Source organism: Mycobacterium sp. Root265, assembly GCF_001428895.1.
GTDB lineage: Bacteria > Actinomycetota > Actinomycetes > Mycobacteriales > Mycobacteriaceae > Mycobacterium.
This window is the reverse complement of sequence record NZ_LMJA01000002.1, coordinates 344,272-361,698: the sequence shown is the minus strand read 5'-3', so window position 1 is coordinate 361,698 and position 17,427 is coordinate 344,272. Positions and strand designations below refer to the sequence as shown.

The following is a 17,427-nucleotide window of genomic DNA, read 5'->3' as shown; positions in this document are numbered from 1 at the left end:
AACGATTCGGCTCAGCGGCCGGTCACATGCGCACCGGCCGCGCGAGGCAACCGGACGGATTCCACCAGCGTCACCGCCAGCACCGCGCCGAGCACCAGGAACGTCACCGAGTACGACGCCAGCTGGCTCACCAGCAGCGCCGCCACCGCGATACCCAGCCCGGCAGCAAGTTCCTGCACCGAGGCGTTCAGCGTGTTGGCGTGGGTCAGGTCATCACCGTCGACATCGGAGAACGCCAAACTGTTGTAGGCGGTGAATCCGATGGAGCGCAGCGCGCCGCTGACGTAGAGCACGATCACGATGAGCACCACCGGCATGCCGGGCTGAATGAGGGCGAGCAGCCCGAACCACAGCACCGAGGCGATGCCATTGACCACCAGCACGGTGCGAATCCCGAATCGGCGCATCAGCGGGGTGGTGGCCGGCTTGATGGTCAGGTTGCCCGCGAACAGCACAGCCACCATCAATCCCGCCTGGAAGGGCGTCCACCCGAACTCCAGCACGAACTTCAGCGGGAGCAGGAAGGGCACCGCGGTGATCACCATCCGGTACAGCGACCCCGCGGTCACCGTGATGCGCAGCGTCCGCACCCGCAGTACCGGCAATTTGATCAACGGAGAGGCCGACCGCAGCAGATGCCACAGCGCCAGCCCGAGCAGCACCAGCGCGCCCGCGCCGCAGGCACCCACCAACAGCCAGTCCGTCCCGGCGATGCGGATGCTCTCCAGCGCGATCAGCGCCGCAGCGATGCCACCGCCGAGCAACAGCATGCCGGGCCAGTCCAGCTTGCGCACCGATTCGGCGGGGCCGCCGCGAACCAGCTTGAGCGCCAAGGCGAAACCGATGATGCCGAGCGGGATGTTGACGAGGAAGATCCACCGCCAGCTGCCGACCGTCGCGATGCCCCCGCCCAACACGGGAGCCAGCACCGGCGCCGCCAGCGCCGGCCAGGTGAGCAGGGCGATGGCCCGCACCAGATCGGATTTGGCGCTGTAGCGCAGCACCGCGAGCCGTCCGACCGGCACCATCATGGCGCCGCCGACACCCTGCAAGACCCGCATCCCGACCAGCATCGGCAGCGAGGTGCTCAGCGCGCAGCCCACCGAGGCAAGGGTGAACACCACGATCGCGGCCAGGAAGACCCGCCGAATGCCGAACCTGTCGGCCATCCATCCGGTGGCCGGAATGAGCACCGCCACGGTGACGAGGTACGCCGAGATCGCCACGTTCACATCCACGGCCTCGACGCCCAACGACGAGGCGATCAGCGGGATGGCGGGCGTGATGATCGTGGCGTCCAGGATCTCCATGAAGAACGCGCCGGCCACCAACAGGGCCATCCCGCGGGGGAACGGCGGCGGGCTCTGGGGCTCTGACACTGCAGGAAATCTAGTCGACCCTGCGCCGTACGCACATTCAGCAACGGTGGGCGTTACCGGAGGTGGGCACGTCGCTAGGAGATCAGCGGCAGGGTGCCCGGTTTGAGGGCCGGACCGACCGCGGTACTGGCGCCGGACACCCGGCCCCGGCCCCAGCCGATGCGCTCCCGATAGCTGCCCAGTAGGCCGCGGCGCACCAGGTCGGGTTCCTCGATTCCTGCTTGCGGGGTGACGAACGGGGACACGAACAGCGCGTCGACGGGGCAGTTGGCCTCGCACTGAAAGCAGGTCTGGCAGTCGTCCTGCCTGCTGATCACCGGAACTCCCGCCGCATCACGATCGAACACGTTCGTCGGGCAGACCGCGACGCATTTGTCGCACGAGATGCAGCGTTCGGTCGAGACCAGTTCGATCATGAAGCCACCCGCCATCTCGCCGCGCTGTCGGACCGCACCCAGATGTCATCGAGCCCACCGGTGATGAGCCGGTGATGTTGGGCCGGATCCTGCTCGGGGTGGTCGAGCCGCTTGGCCATCCCCCGCGTCTCGGTCCGCGTCAGCGCAGTCCGGTACATCCAACGGGCATGCGCGACCATGGCCGCGGCCTGCCTGTTGCGCACCAGTTGCTCACCGTCACCAGCCAGGGAGCCGCGCACATCGCCCCAGATCCCATCGATGACACCGAGCGCGTCGGTCAGCACCGGCCCCCGGCGCAGATAGTTCTTGTCGTACGGCAGCACCTCGCGCTGCAACGCCGTCACCACCTCGCGGTGATCCGCAGCCCGCGCGCCGGACTGCGGACGGATCCCCGCGGTCCCCACGCCGAAGACCCGGCGCGCAGCCGAGGCCGGACCGAGCGCGCGGGCATACCTCGCCGCACCGCGGCCGGCCCAGTTGCCCGACGAGATCGCCCAGGCGGCGTTGTGGCTGCCACCGCCGGTGAACCCACCGCAGATCAGTTCACGGGTCGCGGCGTCACCGGCCGCGAACAATCCGGGCACTGTTGTCGCGCACTCGTCGTCGACGATGCGGATGCCGCCGGTGCCGCGCACCGTGCCCTCGGCCAGCAGCGTGACCGCGAAACGCTGGGTGAACGGGTCGACACCCATCCGGTCGAAGGTCAGGAAGAAGTTCGGCTGCGCCAGCCGCATCGCGGCACGATTGTCCGGATCGGCACGGTCCAGTTGGCAGAACACTCTGCCCTGCAGAAGTTCTGTGGCGATCGGTGACCGGTTCTGTCCGCTCGCCCCCTCCAGCACGGTGCCGTCTTCCCGGTAGAAGGTGGCGAAGTGGTAGAACGCCGTCTTGGTGACCGAGGTGCCCTCGGGGGCGATGCCGTAGGCGTTCGAGAACTCCATCCCGGACAGTTCGGCGCCGGCCTCCACGGCGAACAACGTTCCGTCGCCGGTGTTCACATCGCACCCGAGCGCCTTGGACTGGAAGGCACATCCGCCGGTGGCCAGCACCACGGCACCGGCGCGCACCCGGTAGTCCTGCTTCTCGTGCCGCCGATAACCGGCCACCCCGGCCGCCGCTCCGTCGGCGTCGACCAGCAGTTCGGTGACCGGGCTGTGGTCGAGGATCCGAACACCGGCCCGACGCAACAGAATACGCATCCGGCGCATGTATTCCGGGCCTTGCAGCCCGTTACGCAGTTGCCTGCCATCGGGTCCCACCGGGAACGGGAACCTCGCGTCATCGGCGAATTCGTTGATCCGGTTGTAGGTTTCGTCGAGCACCCGGTTCGCCCAGCGATGATCGGCCAGGTGGCCACCCAGACCGTCGCGGCTGGCGATGGCCTCGGCACGCAACTGCGGATCCGGCGGGACGTACCAGACTCCGGTGCCCGCCGATGCGGTCGCGCCGCTGGTACCGCAGTACCCCTTGTCGGCGAGCACCACCTCTGCACCGTCGCGGGCCGCCCGCAGCGCCGACCATGACGCCGCCGGTCCCCCACCGGCGACGAAAACATCCGCGGTCAATTCTTCGATATGTGTGCTGGCTTCAGGCACAGCGAAACCCCCTGATAACGAACATGTTCGAGTGCGGGATCGTCTCACCGTAGGTGAGGCACCGCCGGACCACCACGGCTGCAATCGCCCCGATTAAAATCGCCGGACGCCGAACGGTTGTCAGTGGGTATCGCTGCTCACAGGATCACTGGAATGAAGTTGCGTGCACTCGCCCTGGCGGTTTCGACGTTGATGATCGCGGGGCTGGTCTCCGCGTGCGGATCGTCCTCGGACACCGCCAGCACCGAAGACGGCAAGACCATCATCCGCTACCAGGGCTGGGCCAGCCAGGTCACCTTCCCCGAACTCGCGGAGAACCTCGGCTATTTCGAGAAGATCAAGCTCAACTGGATCGGCAACACGACCAGTGGTCCGCAGAACATCCAAGCCACCGCCACCGGCGATATCGATGTGGGCGGGGCGTTCAACGGTGCCGTGGTCAAGCTCGTCTCCGCCGGTGCGCCGATCACCTCGATCATCGGCTACTACGGGTCGGACAAGGAGAATTTCACCGGGTACTACGTGCTCGAGGACAGCCCGATCCGCTCCGCCCGCGATCTGATCGGCAAAAAGTTCGGGATGAACACCCTGGGCGCCCATCAGGAGTTCGTGATGCGCGAATGGCTTGCCCGCGAAGGCTTGTCCCCCGAGGAGATCAAGCAGGTGGAGCTCACGGTGGTGCCGCCGGTCAATGCCGAGCAGACCCTTCGGCAGGGCAACATCGACGCGATCGCCTTGTTCGACATCTGGCGTGACGAGGCCGTGGCGCGTGGCGGGGTTCGGCCGCTCTTCACCGACGGGTCATTGTTCGGCGACTTCACCTATGGCACCTACATCGTGCGAAATGACTTCCTGGACGCCAACAGGGATGCGGTGGCCGACCTCACCCAGGGCACCGCCAGGGCGGTCCGGTGGGCCCAGGTCACCCCCCGTGAGCAGGTGATCGCCAAGTTCAAGGAGATCATCAACGCCCGCGGGCGCAACGAGAACGTGGAGAAGACCGAGTACTGGAAGAGCACCGGAGTCGCCGAACCGGGGGGTGTTATCGACCCGAAATCGCTGCAGCTGTGGATCGACTGGCTGGTCCGCAACGGCGAACTCGAGGAGGGCACACTGAAACCCGAAGACTTCTACACCAACGAGTTCAATCCCTACGCCAACGGCACCTACCCCAAGGACGCGGGCCCCGATGGCCAGGCACTCGGCCGGTGAGGCCCCGCCCGGGCCGCAGGTCCTGCACCGGGCCATCGCCATCCTCACCGCCGTCGGGGAGTCCGAGGACCAACTGACGCTGACGTCCATCGCGGCCCGCACCGGGCTGCCGTTGAGCACCGCCTACCGGTTGAGCCAGGCGCTGCTGCACGGCGGGCTGCTGGAGCGTTCCGCAGACGGCGAGTACTACCGGGTGGGCGCCGGGATGGTCGCGCTGGCGGCACCGGCCCTGCACCGACTCAACGTGCAAACGGTTGCCCCGCACCTGTATTCACTGGCCGGTGATATCGGGATCACCGCCAGCCTCGGCATGCCCGAGGACAACGAGGTCGTCACCGTCTGCTCGGGCCGCCCGGTGCAGAAATTCTGCGGCAACCAGCTTCCCGGGTCACGGCAGGCACTCACCGACAGCGCGATGGGGATGGCGATGCTCGCGTTCCACCGCAGGCCCGCGGTGGCGACGCTGGAACGGGTGCGCCGCCGGGGTTACGCCGATACCGTCGGCACCCAGGGTGAGCACGTCCGCGCGATCGCGGTACCGGTTTTCGGTGCGGACGGATTGGTGTGGGGTTCGGTCGGGGTCCAGGCATTGCGCAGCCGGCTCACCGACGAGCTGATCCGCGACATCCTGCCGGTGATTCAGCAGCACGCCAGGCGCATCGGAGCACGGCGGGACATAAGCTCACGCTGATCCTCTCTCACATCGTGAAAGCCGCATTCCCGGTGGCACCGGCGTTGCCGATCATGAAGACACAGCCAACAGCCAACCAGGGGGATCATCATGAGCGTCACGATCGAAAAAGACAGCACATCAGCAGATTCCGCCGCGCCACCGCACTTCGCTGCGGTGGCTGGCCATATCGGCGCCGAGGTCACGGGGGTCGATCTGCGCCACACCCTGACCGACGCTCAGGTCGACGCCATCCGGGCCGCGCTGCACCGGTACAAGGTGTTGTTCTTTCACGGCCAGCAGATCGAACACGCCGATCAGATCGCGTTCTCGGCCCGGTTCGGCACGGTGACCCCGTCGCACCCCTATGACGATGAGGCACCGGAGGGCTTTCCGGAGATTCTCGCCGTCGACAGCCGCAAGTACGCGAAGCGATTCGGCAAGGTCAAGTACAGCTACGACAACAAGTGGCACACCGACGTCACCGCACTGGTCAATCCTCCGGCGGCCACCGTGCTGCGCGCCGACATCGTGCCCGAGCAGGGCGGGGACACCCAGTGGACCAACCTGGCCGCGGCCTACAACGGACTCCCGCAGCCGCTGAAACTGCTGGCCGACGGGTTGCGCGCCGAGCATCGCTTCGGCGGACGTCATCCGCAATGGTCCTATGACAGCAGCTATGCCGAGAAGACCCGGTCCAATCCGATCGTCACCGAACACCCGGTGGTGCGCGTGCATCCGGTCACCGGCGAGCGTTCGCTGTTCGTCACACCGGGTTTCACCGCCCGCCTGGTCGGCCTGTCGCCTGCACAGAGCGACCGGCTGCTCGATCTGTTCTTCGACGAGGTCACCAACCCGGCGTACACGGTGCGGCTGCGCTGGCGCGCGGGCACCGTCGCGTTCTGGGACAACCGCGCCACCGCGCACCTGGCCCCCACCGATCTCGACGACGTGCAGACCACCCGGGTGCTGTACCGCACCACGCTGGAGGGCGACATCCCGGTCGGCCCGGACGGGTTGGCGTCCCTGTCCATCGCAGGAGCAGAGTTCCGCGGCGCGGTGGGCGACGGGAACTAGCTCCGCCCTTTGCATTCCGGCAGAGGCAAAAGGTTCAGCGGACGCGAGCCCGCTGCCAGCATGGGCATATCAGATCCAGGGGGACACATCGATGAGACACAGATCCAGCAGAACACTTGTCACCGCGCTCGCGGCGGTGGTGGCGCTGTGTCTCGCCGCCTGCGGGTCGTCCGACCAGGGCACCCAGAACGCCGATGGCAAAACCGTACTGCGGTACCAGGGTTCCACCGGCGAAGTGAAGATGCCCGAACTGGCCGAGGCGCTCGGCTATTTCGAGAAGGTGAAGCTGGAATGGGTGGGCGACACCACCAGTGGCCCTCAGGACATCCAGTCCGCGGCCACCGGTGATGTCGAATTCGGTTCGGCGTTCAACGGCGCCGTGGTGAAACTGAACGCGGCGGGTGCCAACATCACCTCGGTGCTCAGTTCCTACGGTGCCGACGACGCCGAATACACCGGCTATTACGTCCTGGAGGACAGCCCCATTCGATCCGCCCGCGACCTCATCGACAAGAAGGTCGGGATGAACACCCTCGGAGCGCACCACGAGTTCCTGACCCGGGAGTGGCTGGCCAAGGAGGGCCTCTCCAGCGACGAGATCAAGACCGTCGCGCTGACCGTGGTGCCCCCGGTGAACACGGAGCAGGCGTTGCGGGACGGCCAGATCGACGTCGCAGCCCTGAACGACATCTATCGCGAAGGCGCCTTGAAGCGCGGCGGGATCCGCCCGCTGTTCACCGACAAGTCGTTGTTCGGCGCGTTCAGCTACGGCACCTACGTCCTGCGCGACGACTTCATCGCCGACAACCCGGAAGCCTCCGCGGATTTCGTCCAGGGCACCGCCCGCGCCACCCGCTGGACCCAGGTCACCCCTCGCGAGGAGGTACTGGCGAAATTCAGGGAGATCATCCATCAGCGCAAGCGCAACGAGAACACCGCGGCCATCGACTTCTGGCGCAGCACGGGCATTCCGGTGGCCGGCGGGGTGATCGCCGAACGCGAACTGCAGACCTGGATCGACTGGCTGGTGCGCAACGGCGAGCTGGACGAGGGCACGTTGAAGGCCTCCGACCTCTACACCAACGAATTCAATCCGTATGCCAACGGCAGCTATCCCGACGGCAGCGGTCCCGACGGACAACCATTGGCGAAGAAATGACCGGACATCCGAAGCTGAGCTTGCAGCATGTGACCAAGCAGTTCCCGATCCGCGGCGAGGACACCGCTTTCACCGCCGTCGAGGACATCACCATCGATCTGGCCGCGGGCGAGTTCCTGGTGCTGGTGGGCCCCAGCGGATGCGGCAAGTCCACCCTGCTGGATCTGCTCGGCGGCCTGACCGAACCGACGTCGGGTGCCATCCTGCTGGACGGCACACCCGTGACCGGACCAGGACTTGACCGCGGCATCGTGTTCCAGCAGTACGCGCTGCTGCCCTGGCGCACCGCCCGCAAGAACATCGAATTCGGGCTGGAGGCAAAGGGCCTGGGCAAAGCCGAACGTCGGGAACGCGCCGAGCACTATCTGGATCTGGTGGGCCTGCGCAGTTTCGGCGATCGCTATCCGCACGAACTCTCCGGCGGCATGAAACAGCGGGTGGCGATCGCCCGCAGCCTGGCCTTCGACCCCGAAGTGCTGCTGATGGACGAGCCCTTCGCCGCGTTGGACGCCCAGACCCGGGAATCGTTGCAGGACGAACTGCTGCGCATCTGGGAGACCACCGGCAAGACGATCCTGTTCATCACCCACGGCATCGACGAGGCGATCTACCTGGGCCAGCGGGTCACCGTGCTGACCTCACGACCGGGCCGGATCAAGAACATCGTGGACGTCGACATCGACCGCAGCGCCGAGGATGTCCGATCCAGCGAGGGTTTCCGGTCGCTGCGCCACCACATCTGGACGCTGCTGCATCACGAGGTCGAGCGTGCCCGCACCCAGGAGCTGACGGCCCCGGCCGACGACAGCGAGGTTGTCCATGTCTAGCGCCATCGCCACCCCGGCCGAGGCCGTTCCCGTCGCCGCGTCGTCACCGGCACCTCCGGCGTCGGCTCCCCCGGCGTCCCGCGGGCTTCGCCGGTCGGTCGGCTCGCTGGCCTGGAAGATCTTCAAACCGGCCGCCGCCATCCTGGCGTTCCTGGCGGTATGGGAGATCGCCCCGCGAATCGGGCTGGTGGACAAGGTCTTCCTGCCCCCGTTCAGCCAGGTGGCCGAGACCTTCATCACGCTGGTCGGCAACGGTCAACTCTGGGAGCATGTGTCGGCGAGCCTGTCCCGGGCCCTGCTCGGCTTCGTCATCGCGGTCGCCGTCGCCATCCCGCTGGGTATCGCGATCGCCTGGTACCGGCCGGTTGCCGAGTTCCTCAACCCGATTCTGGAGCTGTTCCGCAACACGGCCGCGCTGGCGCTGCTGCCGGTGTTCATCCTCATCCTCGGGATCGGTGAGACCTCCAAGGTCGCTCTGGTGGTGTACGCCTCGACCTTCCCGATCCTGCTGAACACCATCTCCGGCGTCCGCACGGTCGATCCCTTGCTGATCAAGTCCGCCCGTTCGCTGGGACTGTCCCCGGTCCGGTTGTTCCAGAAGGTGATCCTGCCGGCCTCGGTCCCGACGATCTTCACCGGGCTGCGGATGGCTGCGGCCTCATCGATCCTGGTGCTCATCGCCGCCGAGATGGTCGGCGCCAAAGCCGGTCTCGGGTATCTGATCACCGCGTCGCAGCTCAACTTCCAGATTCCCGAGATGTACGCCGGCATCGTCACGATCGCGTTGGTCGGGCTCGCGTTCAACGGTGTGATCGTCGCCGTGGAACGGCGATTGTCCCGCTGGCGGGTCAACAACTAGCGCACCGTTCACCAACCAGAAAGTCAGAATGTCACAGCAGTTGCATCTCAACGCGTTCCTGATGGGTGTCGGCCACCACGAGGCGGCCTGGCGTCATCCGCGAACCGACGCGCGCAACATCCTGAGCGTCGCGCACTTCCAGGAGCTGGGTCGTATCGCCGAGCGCGGCAGGCTGGACTCGGTGTTCTTCGCCGACGGTCTGGCGGTCGGCCCGCGCATCAAGCACAACACCCAGGCCGTGTTCGAGCCGATCACGCTGCTGACCGCGATCGCCTCGGCCACCGAGCACGTCGGCCTCATCGCCACCGCGTCGACCGGATACCACTCGCCCTACACCCTGGCCCGCAGCTTCGCCTCGCTCGACCACATCAGCGGCGGGCGGGCCGGCTGGAACATCGTCACCTCGGCGGGCGCCGACGAAGCCGCCAACTTCGGACTCGACGACATCCCCGATCACGCCGGGCGGTACCGCCGCGCACAGGAATTCGTGGACGTGGCCACCGCGTTATGGGACAGCTGGGATGACGACGCGATCGTGCTCGACCCCGGCACCGGGGTGTTCGCCGACCCGGACAAGGTGCACAGCATCGACCACGACGGAGATCTGTTCCGGGTGCGCGGCCCGCTCAACTCACCGCGTTCGGTGCAGGGCCGCCCACTGCTGGTGCAGGCCGGGTCCTCGGAGAGCGGCAAGGATTTCGCCGCGCACTACGCCGAGGCGATCTTCACCGCCCAACGCACCATCGACGAAGGGGTGGCGTTCTACCGCGATGTCAAGGCCCGCGCCGTGGCCTACGGTCGCAGCGCCGATGAGATCAAGATCCTGCCCGGCATCGTGGCCTACATCGGCCCCACCGAAGAGGCCGCCCTGGAACTGGAACAGGAGCTCACCGACCTGATTTCACCGGAATATTCGCTGCGCCAACTGTCCAACATGCTCGGAGTCGACCTGACCGCCCATGCGCTGGACGCACCGCTGCCCGCGCTACCACCGATCGAGCAGATCCAGGGCAACAAGAGCCGCTACCAACTGGTGAAGGATCTCGCCGAGCAGGAGTCCCTCACCGTCCGCCAGCTGATCGCCAAACTCGGCGGCGGACGCGGGCACCGCACCTTCGCCGGCACCGCCGAGCAGGTCGCCGACAACCTGCAGGAGTGGTTCGAGGCCGGCGCCGCCGACGGATTCAACGTGATGCCGCCCTACCTGCCCGGCGGGCTGGAGGACTTCGTCTCCCAGGTGGTGCCGATCCTGCAGCGCCGCGGCCTGTTCCGCACCGAGTACAGCGGACACACGTTGCGCGACCACTATGGACTGTGCCGCCCGCAGAGCCGATTCGCGCCGGCCGGTCAGCACGCCGCCGAAACGAGCGCATGACCTCCGGGGCCACCCTGCGCCCATTCGTCACCACCGTCTTCATCCCCTCGGCGATCTTCGGTATCGGACAGGGTGCCGGCATACCGGTAATCGCGCTGCTGGCCCGGGAACTCGGCGCCTCCGTCGGTGTCGCCGGGCTGATCGTCGCGTTCGTCGGCCTGGGCTCGGTGCTCGGCGATCTGCCGGCCGGGCGGCTGGTCGCCCGGTTCGGTGAACGGCGGGCGATCGTCGTCGGCTCGGCCATCGGAGCGGCGGGTGTGCTGCTCTCGGCGACGGCGTGGACACCGGCTGCGCTCGCCATCGGTGCGGTGCTGACCGGACTGTCCACCGCGGTATGGGGGCTGGCCCGGCAGAGCTATCTGGCCGAGGCCGCACCGGCGCACATGCGGGCCCGCGCGATGGCGACCTTCGCGCTGATGTGGCGGCTGGGCATGTTGGTCGGGCCGTTCGTCGGGGCGGGCGCCATTCTGCTGATCGGCCTGCGCGGTGGGCTGGCCGTGCAGTGCGTCGCCGTGCTGCTGTCCGGCTATCTGCTGACCCGGGTGCCCGATCCGCCACGCGCGGGCGATGCGACGCCGGGCGGCATATCGGTCATCGGCGTCCTGACCCGGCACGGGATCCTGCTGTCCACCTTGGGTTTCGGTTCGCTGCTGATGGGCGCGGCTCGGGCGTCGCGCGATGCCGCGCTGCCGTTGTGGGCCGATCACATCGGTCTGGCCGCCGCGACGGTGTCGCTGGTCTATGGCGTCGGTGCCGTCTTCGACCTGTTGTGTTCCTACCCTGCCGGGCAACTGATGGACCGCTACGGCAGGCGGGCGCTGGCGGTACCGTCCCTGCTCATCATCGCGGTCGCCTTCTTCACGCTGCCGTTCACCGACTCGCTCTGGTCGATCATCGTCGCGGCGGTCATCATGGGGATCGGCAACGGGCTGGGTAACGGCGTCATCATGACCCTGGGCGCCGATGTCGCGCCCGCCGCGACCCGGGCCGAGTTCCTGGCCGCCTGGCGGCTCACCCACGACGCCGGGATGTTCCTGGGCCCGTTGTCGCTGGGCACCGCCGCCATCGTGGCGCCGCTGAGCCTCGGGCTGAGCGTCCTGGGGGTGGTCTCGGTGACGGGGGCGGCGATGATGTGGCGCTACATCCCGCGGTTCGTGCCCTGGCCGCCGATTTCCGCACGTTCGGTAACGCCAGGCGTTACCGAACGTGCGCAAGTCGTCAGGGAGTGACCTCCGCGAGCCTGCCGGTGGCGACGTCGAAGACGAAACCGCGCAGCGACTCGTGCTTGGTGACGAAGGGGCTGGCCTCGATGCGCCGCAGCGACTGACGCACGTCCTCGTCGAGGTCCTGAAATGCCTCGGCCGCCCATTGCGGCTTCAACCCGGTCTCGTCCTGGATCTGTTGTTTGAAGCCGTCATCGGTGAACGTCAGCATGCCGCAGTCGGTGTGGTGGATCAGGATGATCTCCTTGGTCCCCAGCAGTCGCTGGCTGATCGCCAGGGAACGGATCTCGTCGTCGGTGACGACACCACCCGCATTGCGGATGACGTGCGCCTCCCCGTCGCCGAGCCCGAGGATCCGGTAGACGTCCAGGCGGGCGTCCATGCACGCGACCACGGCGACGTGCTTGCTCGGCGGCAACGGCAACGGCCCGGAGAACTGGGCCGCATACGCGTCGTTGTTGGCCAGGTATTCATCGGTGACAGACATACGCCGGACACTAGCCCGCAAGCCAGGCGATGAGTACCCGCCAGAATCAGGCTGAGCCGAAGCGGTGGGCGATCAACGCAGCGGTGTGCTCAGGTCGTACACCGTGCTGCCACCGACATCGAGCGTGCCGAAGTTCTGCTGCACCCACTCGGTGATCTGGGTGCCCGAGCCATCCCGCTGACCGCCGGGGCCGAACCGCTCGCCGGCGATGAAGTACCGCACATCCCCGGCGGCGACGTAGTCCTGGAACTGCTGCAGTGTCGGCGAATTGTCCCCGCCCGCGAATCCGCCGATCGACATGATCGAGGCGCCGCTCTTGAGTTCCAGATCTCCGGCCATCATGGAGCCGATTGTCGCTGCCGCCCACCGATTGTCCAGCCCGGTCACCAGGTCGGCCAGCGCCGTGTCGTCGACGCGGGACCCTGGTCCGCCGGGGCGCCCGCCCGGACCGCCGGGCCCGAAATCGTGTTGCTGAGCCGGACCGGACACCGCCATCGGGCCACCGCTGTTGCCGCCTGCGACGGTCGCCACCGCCCACGCGGCGCTACCCGCGCCGCCGGCCAGCAGGGCCGCGGCCACCAGCGCCGCACCGGCCGCCCGGCCCAGTCGGTGCGCCCCGAACGCCAGTACCACCGCGACGACCACGGACACGATGAGCACCGACCACCGCAGCACCGGCCACCACTGCGGAAGTCGCGCCAGCAGGGCGAAGGCCCACCCTCCGGTGCCCGCCAGGGTCAGTGCCAACACCGCCCGCGCGGCCCGGTGCTCGCGGCGACGCCACAGCTCGACCACCGAAATCCCCACCAGTGCAGCGGTCGCCGGAGCGAGGGCCACCGTGTAGTACGGATGGATGATGCCGTCCATGAAGCTGAACACGGCACCGGTGACGAGCAGCCAGCCACCCCACATCAGCGTGGACGCCCGCACCATGTCGGTGCGCGCGGCGCGCCGGGTGAGCCACAGCACGGCGACCAGGCCGACCAGTGCCGCCGGCAGCAGCCAGGACGCCTCGGTCCCCATGGACGCGCCGAAGAGCCTGCCGATACCCGGGTCCCCACCGAAGAACAGGTTGGCTCCCCCACCGCCGGGTCCGCCCGGGCCGGGGCCACCCTGTCCGGGCCCGCCGCCGGGCTGGCCCTGACCGACGATGCGGTCGATACCGTTGTAGCCGAATGCCAACTGCAGCAGGCTGTTGTCGCTCGATCCGGCGATATAGGGCCGGGAATCCGCCGGCCACAGGCTCACCAGTGCGATGTACCACCCCGCTGAAAATACGGCGACCACTGCCCCGACCAGCAACGCGCCGATGCGCTTCCAGAATGCCATCGGTGCGGCAACCAGGAACACCAGACTCAGCGCGGGCACCACCAGAAACGCCTGCAGCATCTTGGTCAGGAACGCGAAACCGACCGCGCTCCCCGACAGCGCCACCCACCGCATGCTGCCCTGCTGGGTTGCCCGCACCATGCAGTACGCCGCGACCACGAGCAGCAGCACCAGCAGCGCGTCCGGATTGTTGTACCGGAACATCAGCGCCGCAACCGGTGTCAGCGCGAGCGCGGCACCGGCGATCAGCCCCGCCGCGGGTCCACTGCTGCGCCGCACGGTGAAGTACAAGACCGCGACGGCCGCCACGCCCATCAGGGCCTGCGGCAGCAGCATGGTGAACTCGTTGAATCCGAACACTCTGCCGGACAAGGCCATTGCCCATAGCGCGGCGGGCGGCTTGTCCACCGTGATGGCGTTGCCCGCGTCGAAGGACCCGAACAGCCAGGCCTTCCAGTCCTGGGTGCCCGCCTGTGCAGCGGCGGCGTAGTAGCTGTTGGCCCATCCGTTGGAGCCCAGCGCCCACAGGTAGAGCGCGGCGGTGCCGGCGAGCAGCGCCAGCAACCCCGGACGTTCCCAGCGTGGGCGGATATCGGGCACGGGCGCCTGTGCGGCCGTCGTCTGAACTTCTGCAGTCGTGGTCATGTCAATCCTTCGGTGGTGGGAGTCAGCGGCGGCGGGGGTGAAAGACCCAGCCGCGCAGCAGGACGAAGCGCGCGACGGTGGCCACCAGGTTGGCGATCACCAGTACGGATGTCTCCAGCAGTTGGTCGGGGCGATCGGTCACGGCGTGCAGTCCGGCCAGCGAACCACTGGTGATGGCCAGCGCGATGGCGAACACGATGAGACCTTCGACATGATGCCGCGCGACCGCACCGGCGCCGCGCACGCCGAAGGTGAATCGCCGGTTGGCCGCGGTGTTGCCGATCGCGGTCAGCAGCAGCGCCAGCAGATTGGCCAGCTGGGCTCCGACGACTCCGTGCAGCAACAGGAACAACACCAGGTATGCCGCGGTGGACAGCACACCCACGGTGCCGAACCGCACGACTTGGCGCAGCAGGGAGCCCGGTGCGGCTGCGTGCCGCGAACCCAGTTGGGCGGCAATGGTGTTGACGGGGATCGAGCCGTCGGTGAAGCCGCGCAGCAGCCGTCCGATTCCGCGCAGGTCGGCCTTGGCGGTGGCGACGATGTCCACCCGGCTGTCCGGGTCGTCGACCCAGTCCACCGGCACCTCGTGGATCCGTAGGCCGCTGCGTTCGGCCAGCACCAGCAGTTCGGTGTCGAAGAACCAGCCGGTGTCGGCGACATAGGGCAGCAGTTCGCGGGCGACATCTGCGCGGATCGCCTTGAAACCGCACTGCGCGTCGGAGAAGCCGGCGGACAGTGTCGATTTGAGGATCAGGTTGTAGCAGCGGGAGATGAACTCCCGTTTGGCGCCGCGGACGACGCGTGAGCTGCGGTTGAGCCGGGTGCCGATGGCCAGGTCGGAATGACCGGACAGCAGCGGGGCCACCAGCGGCGCCAGCGCGGCCAGATCGGTGGACAGGTCGACATCCATGTAGGCCAGCACCGGCGCGTCCGATTCGATCCACACCTTGTGCAGTGCGCGGCCGCGGCCCTTCTCCTCCAGTCGCACCATGCGCACGCCCTCGAGGTCACCGGCGAGCGCGGCGGCGATGCGGGGGGTGTCATCGGTGCTGGCGTTGTCGGCGATGGTGATGCGCACCGCGAAGGTGAAATTGTCCTGTAGGTGCCGGTGCAGCCTGCGCACCGAGTTCTCCAGGGCAGCCTGTTCGTTGAATACCGGCACCACGATGTCGACGACCGGCACACCGGGGACGGTCAGTGCGACGTTGGGGCGTGCCGCGGAGAGGATCTCGGTCATGGTGTCCATGCTCGGTGCCCACGGTGTGCCGTCCGTTGGCGCAAGCTGTGTGCCGGCTATGAGTCGGCTCCGGCGCCGGTGAGGTCGTAGACGACGGTGCCGCCGACGGTCCTCGGGACGAAGGTATGCACGACCCAGCCCGCGATGTCCACCGCGGCCTCGCTGCCGCCGTGGTCGGTGCGCGAACTGGCCATGATGCGCGATTCGATGAAGTAGTGGACGCGCCCCGCGGCCACCAGCCCGCGGAACTCATCCAGGGTGGGTGCGGGGTCGGTGCCGTTGAACCCGCCGACCGCCATCACCGGGACATCGGCGGCCAGCTGATAGCCCGCAGCGTTGTTGGAGCCCACCACCGCTGCCGGCCAGGTATAGCGCGCGGCGTCATCGGTCAGCAGCGCAGTGAGCTCCGGTGTCGGTTCCGGCGCATCAAGGAAACCGGGACCGAAGCCCCCACCGCCCCGCGCCGGTCCCACCATCGGGATCGCACCCTGATGCGGGGCCGCCGCGGTGGCCACCGAGTAGCCGACGGGCCCGGCCAGTGTCGCCGCGGCCGCCAGCACCGCGGCAATTCGGTCCACCGGTTTCGGCAGCCGGCCGCTCACCAGGATCAGCACCGCCGCGGTCACGCCGATCACCGCGATCGCAGGCCGCAGCCACGGCATCCAGTCCGGCCTGCGCGCCAGCAGCACCACCGTCAAGGTGATCGTCACCAGCACCGTGCCGGCCAGTGCGGTCGCGCAGGGTGGCTTGTTCCGGTTGCGCCACAACAATTCCGATCCGATGCCCAGGCATGCGGCGATCGCGGGCGCCAGGGCGACGGTGTAGTACGAGTGCACGATGCCATTGGCGTAGCTGAACACCGCGGCCGTCAGCACCAGCCAGCCGGCCCAGATGATCAGCGCCGCCCGGGCCGCGTCGGTACGCGGCGCCCGCCGCGTCAGGACGAACCCGGCGCCGGTGCAGATCAGTGCGGCAGGCAGCAGCCACCCGATATCGGCTCCCATCCCGCTGCCCAGCAACCGCCCCCAGCCGACGTCGAAGTTCAGGTTCCCCAGCCCGCCGGTCTCGGCCCCGGTCAGCCTGCCGACACCGTTGTATCCGAGCGCCAGTTCGACGATGCTGTTGTGCTGCGATCCCCCGATATAGGGACGGCGACCGGCCGGCCACAACTCGACCAGGAGCAGGTACCAGCCACCCGAAACCACCAGCGCCGCAATGCCTGCGCCGAGTCGTAGTATCCGGGTCCGCAGCGGGGCGGCCGCACAGATCAGATAGGCGGCGGCGAATGCGGGCAGGACCAGGAAGGCCTGCAGCATCTTGGCCAGAAACGCGAATCCGGCCAGAACGCCGACGGCAACCATCCACCACCGTCCGGCGTCGGGCGCGCAGGCGCGTTGTACGCAGTACGCCGCGGCCACCAGCAACAGCACCAGCAGTGCGTCGGGGTTGTTGAACCGGAACATCAACGCCGCCACCGGTGTCGATGCCAGCACCGCACCGGCGAGCAGGGCCGCGCCGGGCCCGCTGACCCGCCGCACGGCCGCGTACAGCAGCGCGACGGAGACCACACCCATCAGGGCCTGCGGTAGGAGCACGCTCCACGAACTGAATCCGAACATCCGCGCCGACAGACCCATCACCCATAGTGCTGCCGGGGTCTTGTCGACGGTGATGGCGTTGGCCGCATCGCTGGATCCGAACAGCCACGCCGTCCAGCTCTGGCTTCCCGCCTGCACCGCCGCGGAGTAGAAACTGTTGGCCCAGCCGCTGGCCGACAGGTTCCACAGGTACAGCGCCGCCGTCGCGACCAGCAGGGACCCGAACGCGAGACGTTCGCCGCCGGGCCGCCGCGGCGGTGCGGTCGTGACGGGGGCACGCGTCAGTACGGCAGTCATCCAACGATTCTGGTGTGCGCCGCTACGCCCGGTATGTGT

15 protein-coding genes are annotated in these 17,427 nt (G+C 67.9%); 8 read left to right on the top strand and 7 right to left on the bottom strand.

Going from position 1 to position 17,427, the window contains the following annotated elements:
- Positions 1 to 11 precede the first annotated feature (11 nt).
- From ASE48_RS04975 to ASE48_RS04965, 3 genes are all read right to left on the bottom strand, one after another.
- Positions 12 to 1,340, bottom strand: coding sequence for an MFS transporter (locus ASE48_RS04975; protein ID WP_057165905.1), 1,329 nt, complete (start codon positions 1,338 to 1,340; stop codon positions 12 to 14).
- A 113-nt stretch (positions 1,341 to 1,453) separates the two neighbouring features.
- Positions 1,454 to 1,795, bottom strand: a complete 342-nt coding sequence (locus tag ASE48_RS04970) for a 4Fe-4S dicluster domain-containing protein (protein WP_057166008.1) — start codon at positions 1,793 to 1,795, stop codon at positions 1,454 to 1,456.
- Positions 1,792 to 3,390 (bottom strand): FAD-dependent oxidoreductase, encoded by a 1,599-nt coding sequence (locus ASE48_RS04965; protein WP_057165904.1) that lies wholly within the window; start codon positions 3,388 to 3,390, stop codon positions 1,792 to 1,794. The genes ASE48_RS04970 and ASE48_RS04965 overlap by 4 nt, the downstream gene beginning before the upstream one ends.
- Before the next feature lie 153 nt (positions 3,391 to 3,543).
- Here ASE48_RS04965 and ASE48_RS04960 point away from each other — a divergent pair, with 153 nt between their 5' ends.
- The 8 genes from ASE48_RS04960 (at position 3,544) to ASE48_RS04925 (ending at position 11,798) form a co-directional block, all read left to right on the top strand.
- Entirely contained in the window at positions 3,544 to 4,602 is a 1,059-nt protein-coding gene (locus tag ASE48_RS04960) for an ABC transporter substrate-binding protein (RefSeq protein WP_057165903.1), read from the top strand.
- Positions 4,580 to 5,293, top strand: a complete 714-nt coding sequence (locus tag ASE48_RS04955; protein WP_057165902.1) for an IclR family transcriptional regulator — start codon at positions 4,580 to 4,582, stop codon at positions 5,291 to 5,293. The genes ASE48_RS04960 and ASE48_RS04955 overlap by 23 nt, the downstream gene beginning before the upstream one ends.
- Positions 5,294 to 5,383: 90 nt before the next feature.
- Positions 5,384 to 6,349, top strand: coding sequence for a TauD/TfdA dioxygenase family protein (locus ASE48_RS04950; RefSeq protein WP_057165901.1), 966 nt, complete (start codon positions 5,384 to 5,386; stop codon positions 6,347 to 6,349).
- A gap of 91 nt (positions 6,350 to 6,440) precedes the next feature.
- Positions 6,441 to 7,508, top strand: a complete 1,068-nt coding sequence (locus tag ASE48_RS04945) for an ABC transporter substrate-binding protein (RefSeq protein ID WP_057165900.1) — start codon at positions 6,441 to 6,443, stop codon at positions 7,506 to 7,508.
- Positions 7,505 to 8,335: an ABC transporter ATP-binding protein gene (locus tag ASE48_RS04940; protein WP_057165899.1), complete on the top strand. Its 831-nt coding sequence runs from the start codon at positions 7,505 to 7,507 to the stop codon at positions 8,333 to 8,335. The genes ASE48_RS04945 and ASE48_RS04940 overlap by 4 nt, the downstream gene beginning before the upstream one ends.
- Complete coding sequence (locus tag ASE48_RS04935; RefSeq protein ID WP_057165898.1) at positions 8,328 to 9,194, top strand: ABC transporter permease; 867 nt, start codon at positions 8,328 to 8,330, stop codon at positions 9,192 to 9,194. The genes ASE48_RS04940 and ASE48_RS04935 overlap by 8 nt, the downstream gene beginning before the upstream one ends.
- 28 nt (positions 9,195 to 9,222) lie before the next feature.
- A complete protein-coding gene (locus ASE48_RS04930; RefSeq protein ID WP_057165897.1) occupies positions 9,223 to 10,569 on the top strand; it encodes an LLM class flavin-dependent oxidoreductase in 1,347 nt (448 codons plus the stop codon).
- Entirely contained in the window at positions 10,566 to 11,798 is a 1,233-nt protein-coding gene (locus tag ASE48_RS04925) for an MFS transporter (protein ID WP_057165896.1), read from the top strand. Before ASE48_RS04930 ends, ASE48_RS04925 begins: the two co-directional genes overlap by 4 nt.
- Here ASE48_RS04925 and ASE48_RS04920 read toward each other — a convergent pair.
- The 4 genes from ASE48_RS04920 to ASE48_RS04905 all read right to left on the bottom strand — a co-directional run bounded on the left by ASE48_RS04920 (position 11,788) and on the right by ASE48_RS04905 (position 17,388).
- A complete protein-coding gene (locus tag ASE48_RS04920; protein ID WP_057165895.1) occupies positions 11,788 to 12,279 on the bottom strand; it encodes a beta-class carbonic anhydrase in 492 nt (163 codons plus the stop codon). The genes ASE48_RS04925 and ASE48_RS04920 overlap by 11 nt on opposite strands.
- Positions 12,280 to 12,351: 72 nt before the next feature.
- Positions 12,352 to 14,253 carry an ArnT family glycosyltransferase gene (locus ASE48_RS04915; RefSeq protein ID WP_057165894.1) on the bottom strand — a complete coding sequence of 634 codons (1,902 nt, stop codon included), beginning with the start codon at positions 14,251 to 14,253 and terminating at the stop codon, positions 12,352 to 12,354.
- Positions 14,254 to 14,275: 22 nt separating this feature from the next.
- Complete coding sequence (locus ASE48_RS04910; protein ID WP_200962073.1) at positions 14,276 to 15,493, bottom strand: bifunctional glycosyltransferase family 2/GtrA family protein; 1,218 nt, start codon at positions 15,491 to 15,493, stop codon at positions 14,276 to 14,278.
- 56 nt (positions 15,494 to 15,549) lie between these two features.
- Positions 15,550 to 17,388, bottom strand: a complete 1,839-nt coding sequence (locus tag ASE48_RS04905; RefSeq protein ID WP_082614010.1) for a glycosyltransferase family 39 protein — start codon at positions 17,386 to 17,388, stop codon at positions 15,550 to 15,552.
- Between the last annotated feature and the right edge of the window lie 39 nt (positions 17,389 to 17,427).